The organism is Vibrio sp. 10N.247.311.51, from assembly GCF_041467855.1.
Lineage (GTDB): Bacteria > Pseudomonadota > Gammaproteobacteria > Enterobacterales > Vibrionaceae > Vibrio > Vibrio coralliirubri.
In genome coordinates this window covers 361,343-377,526 of sequence record NZ_JBFSVK010000001.1, presented here as the reverse complement: position 1 = coordinate 377,526, position 16,184 = coordinate 361,343, and the positions used below count along the sequence as shown (strand labels likewise).

17 protein-coding genes are annotated in these 16,184 nt (G+C 45.4%); 16 read left to right on the top strand and 1 reads right to left on the bottom strand.

Annotated features, from left to right (window positions below):
• Nucleotides 1-5: 5 nt before the first annotated feature.
• From fliF to flgA, 6 genes are all read left to right on the top strand, one after another.
• Complete coding sequence (gene fliF / locus AB6E85_RS01650) at nt 6-1,679, top strand: flagellar basal-body MS-ring/collar protein FliF (protein WP_050651144.1); 1,674 nt, start codon at nt 6-8, stop codon at nt 1,677-1,679.
• Nucleotides 1,680-1,712: 33 nt separating this feature from the next.
• Nucleotides 1,713-2,717 carry a FliG C-terminal domain-containing protein gene (locus AB6E85_RS01645; protein ID WP_048610108.1) on the top strand — a complete coding sequence of 335 codons (1,005 nt, stop codon included), beginning with the start codon at nt 1,713-1,715 and terminating at the stop codon, nt 2,715-2,717.
• Between the two features lie 13 nt (nt 2,718-2,730).
• The gene (locus tag AB6E85_RS01640; RefSeq protein WP_372141170.1) at nt 2,731-3,738 is read left to right on the top strand and encodes a hypothetical protein; all 1,008 of its coding nucleotides are present in this window, start codon (nt 2,731-2,733) and stop codon (nt 3,736-3,738) included.
• 61 nt (nt 3,739-3,799) lie between these two features.
• A complete protein-coding gene (locus AB6E85_RS01635; RefSeq protein WP_061031954.1) occupies nt 3,800-4,087 on the top strand; it encodes a flagellar biosynthesis anti-sigma factor FlgM in 288 nt (95 codons plus the stop codon).
• Complete coding sequence (locus tag AB6E85_RS01630; RefSeq protein ID WP_050651142.1) at nt 4,077-4,496, top strand: hypothetical protein; 420 nt, start codon at nt 4,077-4,079, stop codon at nt 4,494-4,496. Before AB6E85_RS01635 ends, AB6E85_RS01630 begins: the two co-directional genes overlap by 11 nt.
• A gap of 13 nt (nt 4,497-4,509) precedes the next feature.
• Complete coding sequence (gene flgA / locus AB6E85_RS01625) at nt 4,510-5,217, top strand: flagellar basal body P-ring formation chaperone FlgA (RefSeq protein ID WP_372141168.1); 708 nt, start codon at nt 4,510-4,512, stop codon at nt 5,215-5,217.
• 27 nt (nt 5,218-5,244) lie between these two features.
• Here flgA and AB6E85_RS01620 read toward each other — a convergent pair whose 3' ends face one another.
• Nucleotides 5,245-7,332 (bottom strand): flagellar biosynthesis protein FlhA, encoded by a 2,088-nt coding sequence (locus AB6E85_RS01620; protein WP_048610099.1) that lies wholly within the window; start codon nt 7,330-7,332, stop codon nt 5,245-5,247.
• A 166-nt stretch (nt 7,333-7,498) separates the two neighbouring features.
• Between AB6E85_RS01620 and AB6E85_RS01615 the strand changes: the two genes are divergently transcribed.
• The 10 genes from AB6E85_RS01615 (at nt 7,499) to AB6E85_RS01570 (ending at nt 16,123) form a co-directional block, all read left to right on the top strand.
• Nucleotides 7,499-8,611, top strand: a complete 1,113-nt coding sequence (locus AB6E85_RS01615) for a flagellin (RefSeq protein ID WP_372141166.1) — start codon at nt 7,499-7,501, stop codon at nt 8,609-8,611.
• 96 nt (nt 8,612-8,707) lie between these two features.
• Nucleotides 8,708-10,030: a flagellar filament capping protein FliD gene (gene fliD, locus AB6E85_RS01610; RefSeq protein WP_372141164.1), complete on the top strand. Its 1,323-nt coding sequence runs from the start codon at nt 8,708-8,710 to the stop codon at nt 10,028-10,030.
• Between the two features lie 10 nt (nt 10,031-10,040).
• On the top strand, nt 10,041-10,445 hold the full coding sequence (fliS, locus tag AB6E85_RS01605; RefSeq protein WP_372141162.1) for a flagellar export chaperone FliS: 405 nt from the start codon (nt 10,041-10,043) through the stop codon (nt 10,443-10,445).
• Nucleotides 10,429-10,728: a hypothetical protein gene (locus AB6E85_RS01600; protein WP_372141160.1), complete on the top strand. Its 300-nt coding sequence runs from the start codon at nt 10,429-10,431 to the stop codon at nt 10,726-10,728. Before fliS ends, AB6E85_RS01600 begins: the two co-directional genes overlap by 17 nt.
• 2 nt (nt 10,729-10,730) lie before the next feature.
• Nucleotides 10,731-12,029: a flagellar hook-length control protein FliK gene (locus AB6E85_RS01595; protein WP_372141158.1), complete on the top strand. Its 1,299-nt coding sequence runs from the start codon at nt 10,731-10,733 to the stop codon at nt 12,027-12,029.
• 2 nt (nt 12,030-12,031) lie between these two features.
• A complete protein-coding gene (locus AB6E85_RS01590; RefSeq protein WP_059017860.1) occupies nt 12,032-12,466 on the top strand; it encodes a flagellar biosynthesis sigma factor in 435 nt (144 codons plus the stop codon).
• A 9-nt stretch (nt 12,467-12,475) separates the two neighbouring features.
• Entirely contained in the window at nt 12,476-13,183 is a 708-nt protein-coding gene (locus AB6E85_RS01585) for a sigma-70 family RNA polymerase sigma factor (RefSeq protein ID WP_172378521.1), read from the top strand.
• Nucleotides 13,171-14,043: a flagellar motor stator protein MotA gene (gene motA, locus AB6E85_RS01580; protein WP_048610084.1), complete on the top strand. Its 873-nt coding sequence runs from the start codon at nt 13,171-13,173 to the stop codon at nt 14,041-14,043. The genes AB6E85_RS01585 and motA overlap by 13 nt, the downstream gene beginning before the upstream one ends.
• 10 nt (nt 14,044-14,053) lie before the next feature.
• On the top strand, nt 14,054-15,022 hold the full coding sequence (locus AB6E85_RS01575; protein WP_081090177.1) for an OmpA family protein: 969 nt from the start codon (nt 14,054-14,056) through the stop codon (nt 15,020-15,022).
• Nucleotides 15,023-15,466: 444 nt separating this feature from the next.
• Complete coding sequence (locus AB6E85_RS01570) at nt 15,467-16,123, top strand: transglycosylase SLT domain-containing protein (protein ID WP_050643769.1); 657 nt, start codon at nt 15,467-15,469, stop codon at nt 16,121-16,123.
• Nucleotides 16,124-16,184: the final 61 nt, after the last annotated feature.

The window sequence follows — 16,184 nt, the reverse complement described above, 5'->3', positions numbered from 1 at the left end:
TAGCGATGGCAGCAGAAGCAGAAACTCAACCCGCGTTGACCAATAATATGGGAGTAGCCAAAGAGAAGCTCACTGAGGCCTCTAGTTGGCTCACGAGGTTTTGGCAAAGTTCACAACGCAACGTCATTATCATCACTATTTTTGCGACGATTACTGCGGCGATCATCGTGATTATGTTGTGGACGTCATCAGAACGGTTTAGACCTCTCTATAGCAAATCAGCGAACTTCGATTCTAGCCAAGTGCTGCAAATGTTGGATGAGGAATCAATACGTTACCAGTTGAGTCAGGACGATGGGCAAATACTGGTTCCCGAAGGTGACGTCGCCAAAATCCGCATGATATTGGCGTCTAAAGGCTTAAAAGAACAATTGCCGAGTGGCTTTGATTCGCTAGATAGCTCAAAGAGCCTCGGCGAGAGTCAGTTTATGGAAAATGCTCGCTATCGCCATGCTCTAGAGGGCGAGTTAGCGCGCAGTATCACCACCATGAGTGCAGTGAGCTTGGCTCGTGTTCATTTGGCCATACCGAAGGAAAGTTTGTTTATGCGTGATGACGCTGAGCAGCCGAGAGCCTCGGTGATTGTACATATTATCAATGGAATGGATCTTAAGCCGACTCAGGTTGAGTCCATCATTAACTTAGTGTCTGGTGCGGTTATTGGACTTAAATCGGAACATGTGCGAGTGGTCGATCAACATGGTCGTTTGTTATCAAATGATGCGACGGTTGGGGACATTACCGTGACGACTGGCAAGCAATCCGATTACAAGCGTAACCTTGAAAAAAACTTGGTCGCTCAAGCGACTGACATGCTGACCCCAATTCTCGGTGCAGCCAACTTTCGAGTTCAAATTGCCAGTGATATTAATTTTTCTAAGGTTGAAGAAACAGAAGAAATCTACGCTGATCCTGTGGTTCGAAAAGAGACCTTATTGAGTGACATGAACGAGTCGTCGATGGCGCTCGGGATTCCGGGGGCATTGAGCAACACACCACCAGTGACCGATGGAGAGCCTCAACCAGAGCCTAACGCCAAGGTCAATCGAAGTGAAACATCGCGTGATTATGCGGTGAGTGGCAAGGTTCGCCATACTCAGCACCAGCAAGGTGTATTGCAAAACCTCTCTGTCTCTATTGTGGTGAACGATTTAGCGAACCCCAATCAAACTTGGACACCTGAAGAGCTTACTAATGTTGAGAATGTGGTTCGGTCGGCAATAGGGTTCAATACAGAGCGCGGCGACAGCATTCACATCACTCACTTCCCTTTTGTGATTGCCAGTATTCCAGAGCAAGCCCCGATTGCTTGGTTTGAGAACACGCATATTATGCAGCCTCTTAAATATCTACTTGGAGTGATGCTCAGTGGCTTGATGATCATGGTGGTGCTGCGACCTCTAGCACAATACCTTACTAAGTCAGCGGAGCAAGAAGAGCTGGAAGCGGAAAGCATGGAATACGATGACGTCATTACCAAAGAAGAGCGTGCCGCTGATGCAGCCTTACAATCCAAACTGGAATCGTTAGGTATTGATGCAACCGGTATTAAGGCGCTTGATGACAACTTGCCATCTGCGGATAGCCCACTCGAAGTTCAAATTAAACATCTCAAATTAATCGCAAAAGAAGACCCGAATAGGGTGGCTGAGATTTTACGTACTTGGATACAAGCATAACGAATCAAATAAAAGTCAGTAGGGAGAAGGTGCATGGATGGCAAACAAACCTATCAATCAGTGGACGGCGTCGCGATGTTGGTGTTGACGATGGGAGAGGACATCGGTTCTGAAGTACTCAAAGGCTTCACTCATGAAGAGATCAAACAGATCACGCATGCCATGAGTAAAATGAAGGACATCAAAGCCAAAGATGCGCTGGTCTCTTTGTCGGGCTTTTTTGATGATTTTCGTAAGCACTCCGGGATTCTCGGCGGGACACGACAATACATCACCAATGTGTTGGAAAAGACGTTAAACGGCAATTTGGCGAGAGATCTTGTGTCGGAGATTTATGGCGATGAGATCCGCTCACATGCTGAAAAGCTGGCATGGATTCCTCCGGAGCTTTTGGTCAATGATCTCAAGAAAGAGCACATCAACCTGCAAGCGCTATTGATTGCCCACCTCCCTTTGGAATACAGCGGTCGTGTTATGGAGGAGTATGAGGAACAAGAGTGCCATGCGTTAATCCTGCAAATCTCTAAGACACAGGTGTTAACCTCTGGTCTGATGGAGACACTAAAAGACCTTATCGATCGCTGCAAAGTCAATTATCACAGCGGCGGGTCTGCCAGCCTGCAGGGTTCGAAAGTGGTCGCGAACCTTATCAACCGTTATTCCGGTGACAAAAGCAATTTATTCCAATTCCTTCATGATCAAGACGCTGAAGCCGCAGAGCTGGTGGAAGAGGCGATGTTTGATTTCTTCACCCTATTTAATCAAGACCTAGAAACCATCAACCTGATTAACGAAAGAGTCAGCCTGGAGCAATGGGCATATGCACTCAAAGGTACCAATAAAGATTGTCGCCTTTACATCATCAACTCTATGCCACAACGGGTATCGACAGAGCTCAAAGAAAATCTGGTACGCATTGGTGCTGTGCCGGTCAGTCAGGTTGAGCAAGCACGTAAAGATATCATTGATATCGTCAAACAAATGCAATCGGAAGAGATCATCAAGCTGAACTTTGCTAACGAGCCAAGGTTGACCTAATCGGAGATGTGGTATGAAACTCACGGGTATTACGCAGCGCAAAAATCAGGTGAATCCGACAACGACGGGAAAAATTAAAAAGCCGGAAAAGCTAACCAGTAACAAGCCGAACAATGCACTCGTTAGGCAGAAAATGGTGCAAATGAACTTGCAAGAAAGGCCTAAGCTGATTGCTGAGGTTGCCGATTCTCACAAAATGTACAGCAGGCTTATGATGGCGGGGGAAGTGCTACGAACTGTGGCGAGCGAATTGATTAAGCTGCGCCAGTTAGCAGAACTGAACCAGTACAGCCCAGAACAAGCCAATCACATTGATGTGATTAAGAAAAAATTGGTGTTTTGGAGTCAGAAAAGATTGTTTGGTGACTATGTCGTGGACTCAAGTTTTGCACCGATTCAAGGCGATAATCCTTTTATCGAATTTACGATTCCGGGGCTCGACTTACAGCGAGAGCGGTTTCGCGATGAGGTTGTTTCTCTGTACATCAATAATCGCTTGATACCGTTGGCGTTTGAACGTTCAGAAGACAGAGAGGTATTGCTAGAACAATTCAAGATGATGTTTGCTTATGCGCATTTGCAGCTCAGAATCAATGAACAACAAGAGTTTGTGATCGGTATTCGAGACCAACAATGGCGTTTGTGGGATGGGCAGGTTTTCGTTTCAGGCCAAGGTGGTCGGTATGCTGAAGGGCCTCCGATTGCGGTGCCGGCTCAAGCTCGCTATCCCGTGTTGGACGACATCAGTCGCTTGTTGGTCAATGAGCCGCGCTCAAATCAACAAATCGACGCCTTGCTTGAACGGGTTAATAAACTGTATTTGGCATTATCGAAAATGTTGAAAATGAAAAGGCAAAAAGCTGACCAGCTTATCGCGTTTTGTTCACACCCCGAGTTGCAAAAATTAGGCAGTTTTAAGCATCAGTTAGTGAGTAACCCAGAGCTGTCGCTTAGGTCAATTCATCGCGGCTTTAGTGGGCCAACCAGAGACAATGTAATCAAACTATTGAGAAAAAGGTGAAACAGAGACGAAATACTGCCGTTATAGTTAATTAGTAGTGCAGCAAAATGGGTAGGCAGAGATGAGTCAAATTAAGGTCGACAATGTGAAACACGTTGTGCCTCATACTCAGGTAGATGTGGTTCAAAACAAAAAAACCGAGCCCGATCAAAAAGCGAAGGTGAAGCCGATTAACCTCTCTCAGCATGAAGTGGAGTTACTCGATAATACCAAGAGTCTTTTTGACGGTGTAGACGATATCGATACGGCTAAAGTCGAGCAGATAAAAGCGCAAATTTCCGCGGGAGAGTTAGTGTTTGATATGGATGAGTTAGCGAAAGTCATTACGAGACTGGATCATGGAACGTAGAAGTGACCTGATTGGTTATATTACCTATGGTCAGCATGTGCTGGCTTTGTCGGGCGAGTTATCTGTACGTTTAGATGATATTCGTGCTGCGATATTGAGTCGTGAGTATCAGAAGCTGGAATCCCTCAATCAAGCGGTCACATCACTGACTCAACGGCTAGCTGACGCTGACGCCAAGCGATTTACTCTGGCCAAAAGACTCGGTTGTAAGGAGCGACAGTACGCAAAAAACATGCAGGCTCGGCTTAAAGGAAAGGCACTGCAACGCGTTCAAACGTTGGATGCGGAAATTGAGCAGTCGATAAACCAGTGTAAAACCAAGTTGGCACGCCAAGGCAGTGTCATGGTGATGCAGCATCAAGCAATGGAAGAGGCGCTTGGTAAGCATCAATTAAGAGTCAATGTTTAGGCTGAGGCGGTGTATGGTTAGATTATTAAAGCTAGCTGGTACATTGCTGCTCGTCTATGGTTGTGTGACCAAGGTGAATGCAGAATCAGATAGCATTGCACTTGAACAACAACTCTCCACTCAAATCCATTCGCTCATTGAGCAAACCATTCGCTACCGCTATCCCCAACAGTACCAACTCGATGTTCAGCTGCGTTTTTCTCGGGCTATTCATCAGTTACCGCCCTGTACTGAGTCTGTTGAAGTGACCCATAGAAGCAAGATCAAGCTTGGCAAACAAAAGTGGAATGTGCGCTGTGCGCCTGAGAGATGGACCCTTTCTGCGACCTCAACGTCGACAATAACCGTCTGGACTGCGACAGCTAATAAAGCACTTAAGAAAGGCCAACGGCTAACGCATGACGATATTACGATTGAACCGGTCAAACTCTACAAAGACCAAAAAGTGTTCTTCAAGGCCAGCGAAATCGTTGGTAGCAAAATTAAGCGCTCAGTGAACAAGGGAGGTTTGTTGACCACTTCCTCTATGTATTTGGATTATGACGTTGAAAAGGGGCACTCTGTGGATGTGGTTTTTCAATCGAATCGTATACGTTTAGAAACGTTAGGAATGGCGTTAGAAAGTGGGCTGATAGGCGACACGGTCTCTGTTAAGAATCGACAGTCTGGAAAGTTACTACGCGGCGTCGTCATTGAAAAAAACAGAGTTCGTGTGTTCTAAAATCAGATTCAATGAGCGAATTATTATTTACTCCACATCCCCTAACACATTTAATCCATACTCATTTGGGATCTCATTGTAACTCAGCACAATCAGCTCTTTGGCAAAGGCCTTGGCTAACTTGGCTATCATAGGGCGAGTGGTGGGAGGCACTACGATGACCGGTGGTAGGTTTTGGCTCTGCATGGTTTGTACTATGGTCGGCATGCGATTTTGGAATTTCTGCAAGATCGTCGGTTCAACGGGAATCGAGTCCAGAGGAATATTGGGGTCGCTTTGCTGACTCAAAGAGATCGCGCCCTTTAACTCTCCTTCTAAGGTTGCCCCGATAATGAAAGCATGGATGGTCTTGCTGTTTGGCGAGATCAAATTGACGATGGTTCGTTTTAACGCGACCCGGATATTAGAAGACAGCAAGATTGGGTCTTTTATGGTGTCGACGCTTTCAATAATGGTGTTGGCGATGGTCCTCACGTTAATGATAGGCACTTGTTGAGCCAGCAATTGGCGGACGACCTGCATCTGTAGGTTAGGGCTAATGACGCTTGCTAGGTTCTCTGCAAGCTCAGGATGCTGCATAGCAAGTCGTTGGTTGAGGGCTTTCACGTCATCATAATTGAAGATGTTGTCTAGGTGTTCGCTGCACACTTTGCTGACGTGAGTCGCGATGACATCATGCACCTCAATTACCTGAAATCCATGGTTTATCGCCTTGGTTTTATCCCCTTTTTTAATCCATAGCGCTGGAAGTTGATAGGCTGGGTCGATGCCAACAATGCCATCGAGATCTGGATGCTCAATATGGTTGCCTACTGCCATCGCTTTATCGGCATAAACCTCGCCACGCTCAATCTCATCGCCATCAATGCTAATGGCGTATTCGGAAGGCTTGAGTGAGAGGTTGTCGGTTATCACCACCTCTGGCATCACAAAGCCTATTTGTTCACTGAGTGTTTTTCGGCTGCCACGAATACTCTTAATCAGGTTACCGCCCTTTTGAGAGCTTGCTAAAGGAACTAACTTGAAGCCTAACGACAGGGCAATCACATCCACGTTGGGAATAATGCTCCAATCAATCGTATTTTCTTGATGAGGCTGAGGAAGCGTATCTAAATCGGGGCTTGTATCGGGCGTAACATGCTGAAATTTAGATTGTCTCCAACCGACAAACGCTAACAATACGGTAAAGGTATAAAAGGCTAAGTGCGGCATGTTTGGTACGCTACCAATAACAAACATGACTCCCGCAGCCATGTATAAATTGTTCGGTGACGCAAGTAACTGCCTTTTCACCGTTTGTGCCATGTCGTTATCGTTATCACTAATTCGCGTCACGATGATAGCGGCGGATGTGGCCAGTAACAGCGATGGAATTTGTGCAACCAGACCATCACCAATGGTCAGTAGGGCATAGGTTTGGAAAGCTGCTTCTGCGGTTAGGTTGTGCTCAAATATTCCTATTAGAACCCCACCGATTAAGTTGATGAACAGGATTAATAGCCCAGCAATCGCATCACCACGAACGAACTTACTGGCACCGTCCATTGCGCCGTAGAACTCCGCTTCTTCTCCTACTTCTAAACGTCGAGTTTTGGCTTCTTTCTGATCGATAGCGCCTGCATTTAAGTCTGCATCAATGGCCATCTGTTTCCCTGGTAGGGCGTCCAGAGTAAAGCGCGCTGATACTTCTGAAATCCGTTCGCCCCCTTTGGTGATGACCACAAAATTAATGATCATCAAGATCACGAACACCACGATACCGACAACGTAGCTCCCGCCGATAACTACTTCACCAAAAGACTGAATCACCTTACCAGCGGCGTCTCCGCCATTGTGACCTTCGAGTAGAACGATACGGGTAGAGGCTACATTGAGGGTTAATCGAAGCAGGGTAGCGACAAGTAATAGCGAGGGAAATATAGAGAAATCAAGCACTCGTGAAACGGTACTGCTGACCAGCAAGACGACGATGGCAAGCATGATATTAAAGGTAAAAAACGTATCCAATAAAATTGGTGGCAGCGGCAGAATCACCATCGCCAAGATCATGAGTAACACTATTGGAATTGTTAGCCGTGCAGCTATTGCATTTAATACGTGTCTCATAACAACCATTATTATGAATATTGTTGATTAATATACTAGGATACTTTTACGCACTTCTCATTTTTGAGTCTTGCTATTTTTAAATTTAGTGATCTTTTTTCCGAAAAATATGAAATGAAATTTTTCCTCTGTCGTTAACAGTTAGTGAACAGCAAACACAGATGGGGAACATCAGATGGCTATATCAGTACATACAAATTACGCAAGCTTAGTGACTCAAAATACATTGCAGTCGACCAATAATGCGTTAACTAAATCCATGGAAAAACTGTCTACCGGCTTTCGAATTAACTCAGCTGCGGATGATGCGGCGGGTTTGCAAATTGCTAACAGATTAAACCTTCAAAGCAGAGGCTTGAATGTAGCAATGCGAAATTCACAAGATGCAATTTCCATGATGCAAACGGCAGAAGGTGCTCTGGATGAAATGACCAATATTGCATACAGAATGAATGACCTAGCAACTCAAGCTGCCAATGGCACTAACACTTTTGCAGATCGGAGCGCGATGCAGTCGGAGTTTGAACAACTTGCTGGAGAACTTGGAAACATTTTTGAAAACACCAATTTTGGTGGTCGTTCCTTGTTTGCAGGGACCGATCCAAGTTCATTCTCTTCAGGGGCGGTTTCTTTTCAAATTGGTTCAACAGCGACCGAAACGTTGAGTGTGAATCTTTCTTCAAATGCAGATGCTATCGGTCAAGCCCTTGATGCATTTGGCTGGGGAAATGAGGCATTAGCGCAACTTGATGCCAACGTTGTTGCTGAAAGTGGTGGTGGTGATCTCGCAGGAACATATAGCAGCTATTCAGATTTACTTAGTCAAGCTGAAGCTGGAACGGGTAGTGCAGTTGCTGATTTAGCGCTCGCGGATGCCTGGGATGAAACTACGACGACAAATGGTGCGGCTTTTGGTGGTTTCACTGCATCCAACTATGGCGGAACAGCACCTACTGCGGGTACAACTCTATCTAGTGTTTATGCCGCTTCTTCAATCGCCACGCAGTCGAGTGCTGGTGGGCAAATAACGAGTCAAGCCGGTTTTATTAGTGAGTTAGGCAGTACTCGTGCACAGTTTGGTGCGAACATTAATCGATTGGATCACACCATTACCAATTTAGGCAATATGACTGAAAACTTGGATGCATCTAAAGGTCGAATCATGGATACCGATTTCGCCTCTGAGTCTGGAATGATGAGCAAGCAGCAAATGCTCATGCAATCGGGGGCTTCTATGCTGAGTGCATCGAAGATGGTGCCTCAATTAGCGATGAGCCTATTGGGCTAGTTTGAGTAGCAATTATTTACTCAGTAGCGGCTATACATATAGCCGAATAGCAGGAGGGTAGAGCTGTACCTCCTATGCGAGTTAAGGGGAAGGGTTATGAACGTTGATGCGGTTCAGTTAGCTAGCAATTTTGCCAGTCTAGATGTGCAGCCTTTTGAGTTGCGCTATACCCAAAAGTTGTCAACGATTACCTCAAAGACCTCTGCGATTGGTAAAGTTAAAGCGGCCCTTCAGTCGCTTGAAGATAAAATTTACGAGTTTACTCAATCGGGCTCAAGCCTAACTCAAACGTCAACCTCGACATCGAGTGATGACTACTTCTCTCTCTCCGTCGACTCTGGTGTGAATGACATCAACTTAGATGTTTTTGTGCAACAGATGGCTTCCAATCATCAAGTGGTTTTTGATGCCAACTCGGTCGATTCAAATGATGTTATGGCGTCGGGAGGCGTATTTTCTGTCACTCAAGGCGGCGTTACTACAGACATCAACATTATGGATGCAGACACTGACGTAAGTGGTGATGTTACGTACAGCGAGTTTGTAAGTTACTTCAATGATCAATTTGACGGTTCTATTCAAGCCACTCTCGTTAAGTCGCAAGGGGCGATGAAAGTGCTGTTTGGTTCTGAAAATGAAGGCGCTGACGCTGCTTTTACTTTGTCTGCAGATGCAGCCAGTGGTTGGGATACGGTGGTGGCAGCAGCAAGCGCCGCACCAATGCAAACAGCCCAAGATGCGGTGATCGCACTCGGTGGCGAGTTTGGCACTCAACTTACTAATTCAAGTAATACCTTTGAATCGCTTATTGATGGTGTTGACCTTACAGTGACTAAATCGAACAACAGCGGAGATTCAGCAACAAAGATTGAAATTGGCGATGACCTTTCCGCCACGGTCGCTTCCTTACAAGAATTTGTTGATGCCTATAACAGCGCTGTTACTGAGATCACTAACCTAACCGCTTCTGGTAATGAAGATGATACAAGGGGCGTATTGGCTTCGGATAGCGCAGTGCGCAGCATCAAAAACCAACTGGCTAGCGTTATACGTGATGACTACAACGGTACTCGCTTGTTTGAGTTAGGGGTCGAAATCGACCGCGATGGCAAACTTAGCCTCGACTCCAGCAAATTTGAAAGTGCGGCAACGACGGTCGATTTTGAAACACTATTCACTGGAAGCGGTGGAGTCTTTGAAGCTTTTGAAAGCAAACTTGAAACCTATATCGACTTCTCTAACGGCTCCCTGAGTCGACGAATAGATACGCTCGATAATGAAAAGAGCCGCATTAATGACGCCTTAGCGGCGCTCGACACTCGCTATGAGACTTACTACAACCGCTACCTGTCTCAGTTTACTCAACTGAACTCACTCAGTAGTCAATTGGATTCGGTATCTGGACTTTTCACTATCTAAGGAGCAACACATGCTTTTAGGGAAACAGCAGCAAGCCAACTATGCCAATGTTCAAGTGACGGCTAATGCTTCAGTGTCGTCGAGCTTTGAATTGATTTGTATGTTACACGAGCGACTGATCCAAGAGTTAGAAAGTGTCAGATTTTCAATTGAAACCAAAGACTTGGAGCTCAAGTCTAACGCAACGCAAAAATCGATTGATATCCTAGTTGGGCTCGATGCATCTCTGGATTTATCGACTGGGGAAGAGCTTATCCAAAACATACACGCCTTGTATGAGCACGCCATTGCGACTGTATTTGAGGCGTCGAAAGAGATGAATACCGAGCTGATCGTTAAGCTGATTGGTGTCGTGACCGATCTGAAAGAGGGATGGGAAGGCGCAATGGAGTGGCTTGATGAAGCCCAATCCTAAACAGGTAGAACGTCTTGTCAGTAAGTTAGAGGACGCAGCAAATCGCAAAAAATTTGCTGATATCGTGAAGCTTAATCTGTTGGTAAAAAAGGTGCTGCTAGAGGTTGAACAGTCGCACCCTGATTATGTTGCTATCGTTAGGCGACTTAAGTCGGCTCATGAACAATGTCGAATCTTAGTGAACCATGAACAAGCCTTATTAAAACAGCAGCTTAGTAACAATATCAGTCTGCGTGAACGTGACAAAGCCTATGCTCAGACACAGGTCAGAGCGGGAGAGTAATTATGGAATTACAAGCACAAACGTCGTCTTATAGGAGCAGTTTGGATTTACTGTCGACGGCAAGTTCTTCGGTGAAAAGTAACACCGCGAATACGTTAGCGACGCCTATAGCTTCTGAAACCTTAGCCTCTGAACCTTTAGCTTTTGAACCATTGGCTACAGAACTAGGCGAGATACGTATGACGCCGCTCGCTCAGTCTTTTCAGTCGCTATTTTCGGTGCTTGATCAGGTGAGTTCGTCTATGTCTGCAAGCTCTCCAGCCCCTGTTTCTCTGACTAACACTATTACCTCTGAAGGCATGGGTAGTTTTTCTCATTCGGTACTTTCTTACTCACAACTATCTAATCCTGAACTATTGAGTCCTGGGTTTGATACTACTCACTCTCACTCACCTCTAACTCGATTGGAGGCATCACTGGAAGGGTTGAATTTGGGTGATAGAGCTGTGGTGCAGTCACTCGACTCGCCACAAGATCTCGTGCAGCAGCCACAGGTTCAACTGCCGCAGTTAAGCACGATTGCTCGTCTTGTTACCCAGCAGTTGGAATTGATGAATCAAAGACGGGGAGCGAGTTTTGAATTCAGTTTAAAGAGCAGCTCGCTATTATCTTCTAAAGGAGTGGATCATTCAGGGGCTGATTGGCAAGCGAGCACGCCTTCATTTGTTGGTCACCCCCCCAATAGGTATACCAGCTCAGAGTTGGCCTTGTCGTTTAATCATCAGCTAGCCAGTTCAATGTTCAATGCCACTCCAGCAAGCCTCAAGTTAGGGGCTACTTCCACCACTCCATTGTTAATGGGGCTGCCCATCGTTGAAGCGGTTAATGCTACCAATGATGGCAGCTATGTTAGGGCTTCGGCTCCGATGGTAGATACGACCAAAGAGCTCAGCTTAGAAAGTCAAAGGCAGATACATCAAGTATTGAGGGATAAAATCCAGCTTCAGTTCGACACGTTAAATCAGGCGGCTCGAATACGTTTTGATCCACCTGAGCTAGGCAAGGTCGAGATGTACATTCGCATGGAAGGTGACAAAGTAAACATCCAAATGAGTGCGTCATCTGCGCTAACCAGAGAGGCGATCTTAGCCACATCGGAGCGTTTGCGACACGAATTGACTTCGCAAAATTCAGAGTTGTCTGAGGTGAACATTAGTCTTGACCAACCTAGCCACCATCAACCAGAGTCGAAGCAACAAAATCAGCCGTTCGAACAAGAACGGCTATCCTCTAGTGATGCTCATACGCAAGATCAACCCGAGTATGTACTGGAATATCAAGCATATATTGCGAGGGTTTGAACATGATTAAAGTTTTCATCACCTTTGCTTTAACTCTCGCATTATGTGTGACCGGATTTTGGTTTTATCAAACCAATCAACTAAATATGGCACTGTTGAGTTCATGGTTAACCCCAAGTGAGCCAGAACCTGCTCCAACGCAACAGATCGAGGTTCAGTTAGAAAATGTACTCGTACCGATTAACCTAGGTAACCGACAAAGCCTACTGTTGCTGGATGTCTCTATGTTTACGCCAGAGCGGAACAGTGGTTACGTGCACGAGCAGCTCAGCCGAATCAAAAATCGAATCATCAAAAAATTCAGTGTGAAGGAGGCGTCTTACTTCTATAACAAGCAGTTTATTTATGTCATTCAAGACGACTTAAAAGACGATTTGGACGAGTTACCCAGCTTACAAGTGGGTGATGTGCTTGTGACGAAAGCGGTATTTCAATAGGTCGCCATCATGTTAATGCAGCCTAAGTATCAACATACCCAAACCGGTGACCAAGCGGCTCTACAGGAGCTCGAGAAGTTGGTATTGCAGCAAAACATTAAGTTGATTAATGGGCTGCTGTATCAATATCGCTATGCGGTTGATGAGGGGACGTTTGAGGACCTTAAACAAACAGCCATGATGACCTTAGTGATTGAACTGAGAAAGTTTGACCATGTGGCAAATGATGACTTTCGCCGTGCCGTTGCGGTACGCATTCGTGGTGAACTGATCGATGAATTGCGTCGACGTGACTACATGGAGCGTGATAAACGCCAGCTCGTCAACCGCATCAAACATGCCGAGCGGCAGTTACTCCAGCTACTCGGCAGGGAGCCAACCAGTAATGAAGTCTGTCGACATTTAGGGGTAGAAGCGGATGATTACCAGCAAGCCATGACCCTCGTGGATGTCTTTGATGATATCGAGTTGGAATCTGTAGTTACTGCAGTGCCCGAAACCGATAAAGAAGTATTGTTTAACGAGGTGAAGCTGGTACTGAACTCACTCCCAGCAATGGAACAGCGGATTTTGTATCTGATTTACGTGAAGAGCTTGAGCACCAAAGAGACGGCGTTAGTCCTCGATATCAATGAGATTAAGGTTCACAGGCTCAAACATCGAGGCTTAGACATTCTCAAAAGCAGAATTAAGGAGAGTGATGTATGCAAAAGTTAATCGGCATTGTTGTCGTATTAAGTGTGATTTTTGGTGGCTTCATTTTCCTTGGTGGTAAGTTTGAGTTCATCTTTAAGCTGTCAGAGATCATCATTATTTTTGGTGCAGCCTTCGCTAGCTTGCTGATGTCTACGACCTCTTCAACCCTTAAATTGATGGTGCAACAGATTGGTATTGCGTTTCGCTCTACTCCTTACAACAAGGACTATTATCAGCAGTTACTGTCTTTGATGTTTGAGCTGATTAATACCGCGAGAGTGAAGAACATCAAAGCGTTGGATATTCATGTTGAGAACCCGGAATCGAGCAAGATTTTTGCGAAGTACCCTCGAATTACCAAAGACGCGTTAACCACACAATTCATTATCGATTCATTTCGTCAGGTGATTACGGGCAAGCAATCTCAGCATTTGCTCGAGGCTTTTCTTGAAGAAGAAATCGAACATTTGGAAGACGAATATACTAAGCCGTCGGAGAAGCTACATGCCACTGCTGAGGCGATGCCAGGGTTAGGGATCTTAGCGGCTGTGATGGGAATAATCCTCACTATGCAGGGGCTGGATGGTGAGATAACCGAAATTGGTAAGAACATTGCTGGCGCATTGGTGGGTACCTTCACTGGCGTTTTTGGGTGTTACTGTGTTTTAGGTCCGATGTCGAGCAGCATTAAAGATGTGTCTGAGAATCAGCTCGCGCCACTGTTTTGTGTTAAGTCGATATTGTCAGCTTATGCTCAAGGCCAGTCGGCTCACATGTGTGCTAATGCAGGTCGAAAAAATATCGAGACTCGCTACAAACCATCATTTGTTGAACTTGAAAAGGCGGTTGAAGTATTAAGACAGCAGCCGTCATCAAGTTAAGGAGACGATGATGCAACAACCTCAAGTTATTATTCAGAAAAAAGGTCGCCGTAAGCGCAATGAACTGCAACATGGTGGTTGGAAGGTCGCAATGGCGGATCTGATGATTTCGTTGATGTGTCTCTTTTTGGTGCTGTGGATTTTGCAGGTGGTGGATGTGGATGATCAGAAGAAACTGCTTAACTACTTTGCTTACGGAAATGATCCAATCATGCACCTAGGTACCAGTGAAAGTGGTGGTAATTCCATAAACCCATTGCCACTGCCTCATGTCGCGACCTCTCACTATGATGCCGATCTTCATCGAATTAATGATACCTCAGTACTAGAAGGGGAGTTTAACAGCCAGCAGGAACTAGAATTGCTGGCACAGCGTATTACTCAAGAGCTTTCAGGTATTGATGCACTAGGCAGTGTCAGTGTTTTCGTTACGCCGCAGGGAGCCAAATTGGTGATTGCTGATTCAGACAAAGGGCCGATGTTTTTCCGAGGCGGAGCTAAAGTGACGCCATTTTATCAAGATCTGTTATTGAACCTCGCAAGGTTACTCGAAAAAATCGAGAACAAGATGATCATTACTGGTCACACAGATGCCAGTCGTTATAAGGGTAGCCGCATGACGAACTGGGAACTATCAAGCAATAGGGCAAACAGCGCACGTTACTATCTCAATAAAGGGGGGCTTCAAGAGCACCATATCTTTCAGGTCACGGGTATGAGTGATACCGCCCCTGTTGACTATGAGAATACGAAATCTGGAGTCAACCGTCGTATAGAGTTGTATATATTGACCGCAAATACCCTAGAGCAGCTGAATAAAGTCTATAAGTCGTTTTCGATAGGCAGTGCCACAAGAGCTTCTCCACTTGGTCAGCACGAGTTGGATAAGGTGTTGCCCGACAGTAAGAGAAGGGCGGTTAGACAAGCGGAGTTGAACCAACCTGTCACTTCTTTTGAAGTGCTAAGTCGTTATGACTGAATCAATCAACGTCATGTTTAATTCACGGAAGTGCCTGGCTTGGTTAGTGCTCATTGATTACATTTTAATAGGCTATTACGTCTATTTAGCGACGAGTTTGCTGTATTTCGATGTTTTTATCGTAGGTTTGCTGATTGCTATCTACAATATTTTGCTAGTCATGTTTATCGTTCAACAGCCACAAGGTTTTATCTCTCTCGAGAAGGATAAGCATTTAGTTATTCCCATTTGTTTCGCGGTATTTTTGGGTTGTACCATCGTGGTATTAACCTTTTTTTGGTGAGCCTTTGAGTGAACAGATTTTTAGGTGTGCTTCTAATACTGAAGGTAGGGTTGGGGTTTAAACAAGGATAAAGGACAATACGATGATGGAGCGATGTTTTGGCTAAAGGCTTTGGCTTTCAACTTCTGGTGCACTGGTTTTTAGGACTGGTGTTATTAATTATGTGCTTTCAAAGTAGCTCCAGTTATGCGCAAAACCGTCCATCCCAAAATGTCATCCAACCCCACATAAACACGCTTAAACCATACCAAAACCAAATACTGAAAAAGCTAGAAGAGTTCGACCCACTGGTTAACGAAATCTTTAGACAGCTTACCGAGCGGTCTTTACCTGATAGCTTTGTGTTGGTGCCTATGCTGGAATCTTCGTACAACTCCAATGCTATATCCCCTGCTAAGGCGGCAGGCTTATGGCAGCTGATGCCAGCCACTGCTGAAAGGTTTGGTTTAACGGTTAATGACAGGCAAGATCAAAGGTTTGAGATTGAGCCTAGCACTCATGCGGCGATGCAGTATCTCGATTTTTTATATCGTAAGTTTGATGGTGATATTAACCTGACTCTTGCGGCATATAACGCTGGAGAAGGACGGGTACAACGAGCAGTAAAAAAGGCGGGTAGTCGGCAGTTTTCCGATTTAAGGTTACCCAAAGAGACGGTTGACTATGTACATCGTTTTTACGCCCTGTTGGTGTTAGTGGATGTTACTTCACTCAAACAGAATACTGTTGCTCCAATGTGGTTATTTGCCAGTGAAAGTCACTGGCAAAGTACTCCTTTGGTTAACTTGACTCCTTTGCCGCCATTGATTTCGCTGTAATGGCGACCGAATGGTGCTTATGTAAACTAACCTTTGGAAATTAATTTACATAAGTCACCTA

Bases quoted from the DNA above. Each gene is read 5' to 3' on its own strand.
- motA (WP_048610084.1), top strand. From the start codon at position 13,171: ATGCAAAAGTTAATCGGCATTGTTGTCGTATTAAGTGTGATTTTTGGT.
- AB6E85_RS01645 (WP_048610108.1), top strand. From the start codon at position 1,713: ATGGATGGCAAACAAACCTATCAATCAGTGGACGGCGTCGCGATGTTG.
- AB6E85_RS01590 (WP_059017860.1), top strand. From the start codon at position 12,032: ATGATTAAAGTTTTCATCACCTTTGCTTTAACTCTCGCATTATGTGTG.
- AB6E85_RS01600 (WP_372141160.1), top strand. From the start codon at position 10,429: ATGAAGCCCAATCCTAAACAGGTAGAACGTCTTGTCAGTAAGTTAGAG.
- flgA (WP_372141168.1), top strand. From the start codon at position 4,510: ATGGTTAGATTATTAAAGCTAGCTGGTACATTGCTGCTCGTCTATGGT.
- fliS (WP_372141162.1), top strand. From the start codon at position 10,041: ATGCTTTTAGGGAAACAGCAGCAAGCCAACTATGCCAATGTTCAAGTG.
- fliD (WP_372141164.1), top strand. From the start codon at position 8,708: ATGAACGTTGATGCGGTTCAGTTAGCTAGCAATTTTGCCAGTCTAGAT.
- AB6E85_RS01615 (WP_372141166.1), top strand. From the start codon at position 7,499: ATGGCTATATCAGTACATACAAATTACGCAAGCTTAGTGACTCAAAAT.
- AB6E85_RS01595 (WP_372141158.1), top strand. From the start codon at position 10,731: ATGGAATTACAAGCACAAACGTCGTCTTATAGGAGCAGTTTGGATTTA.
- AB6E85_RS01620 (WP_048610099.1), bottom strand. From the start codon at position 7,332: ATGGTTGTTATGAGACACGTATTAAATGCAATAGCTGCACGGCTAACA.
- AB6E85_RS01630 (WP_050651142.1), top strand. From the start codon at position 4,077: ATGGAACGTAGAAGTGACCTGATTGGTTATATTACCTATGGTCAGCAT.
- AB6E85_RS01635 (WP_061031954.1), top strand. From the start codon at position 3,800: ATGAGTCAAATTAAGGTCGACAATGTGAAACACGTTGTGCCTCATACT.
- AB6E85_RS01585 (WP_172378521.1), top strand. From the start codon at position 12,476: ATGTTAATGCAGCCTAAGTATCAACATACCCAAACCGGTGACCAAGCG.
- AB6E85_RS01640 (WP_372141170.1), top strand. From the start codon at position 2,731: ATGAAACTCACGGGTATTACGCAGCGCAAAAATCAGGTGAATCCGACA.
- AB6E85_RS01575 (WP_081090177.1), top strand. From the start codon at position 14,054: ATGCAACAACCTCAAGTTATTATTCAGAAAAAAGGTCGCCGTAAGCGC.
- fliF (WP_050651144.1), top strand. From the start codon at position 6: ATGGCAGCAGAAGCAGAAACTCAACCCGCGTTGACCAATAATATGGGA.
- AB6E85_RS01570 (WP_050643769.1), top strand. From the start codon at position 15,467: ATGTGCTTTCAAAGTAGCTCCAGTTATGCGCAAAACCGTCCATCCCAA.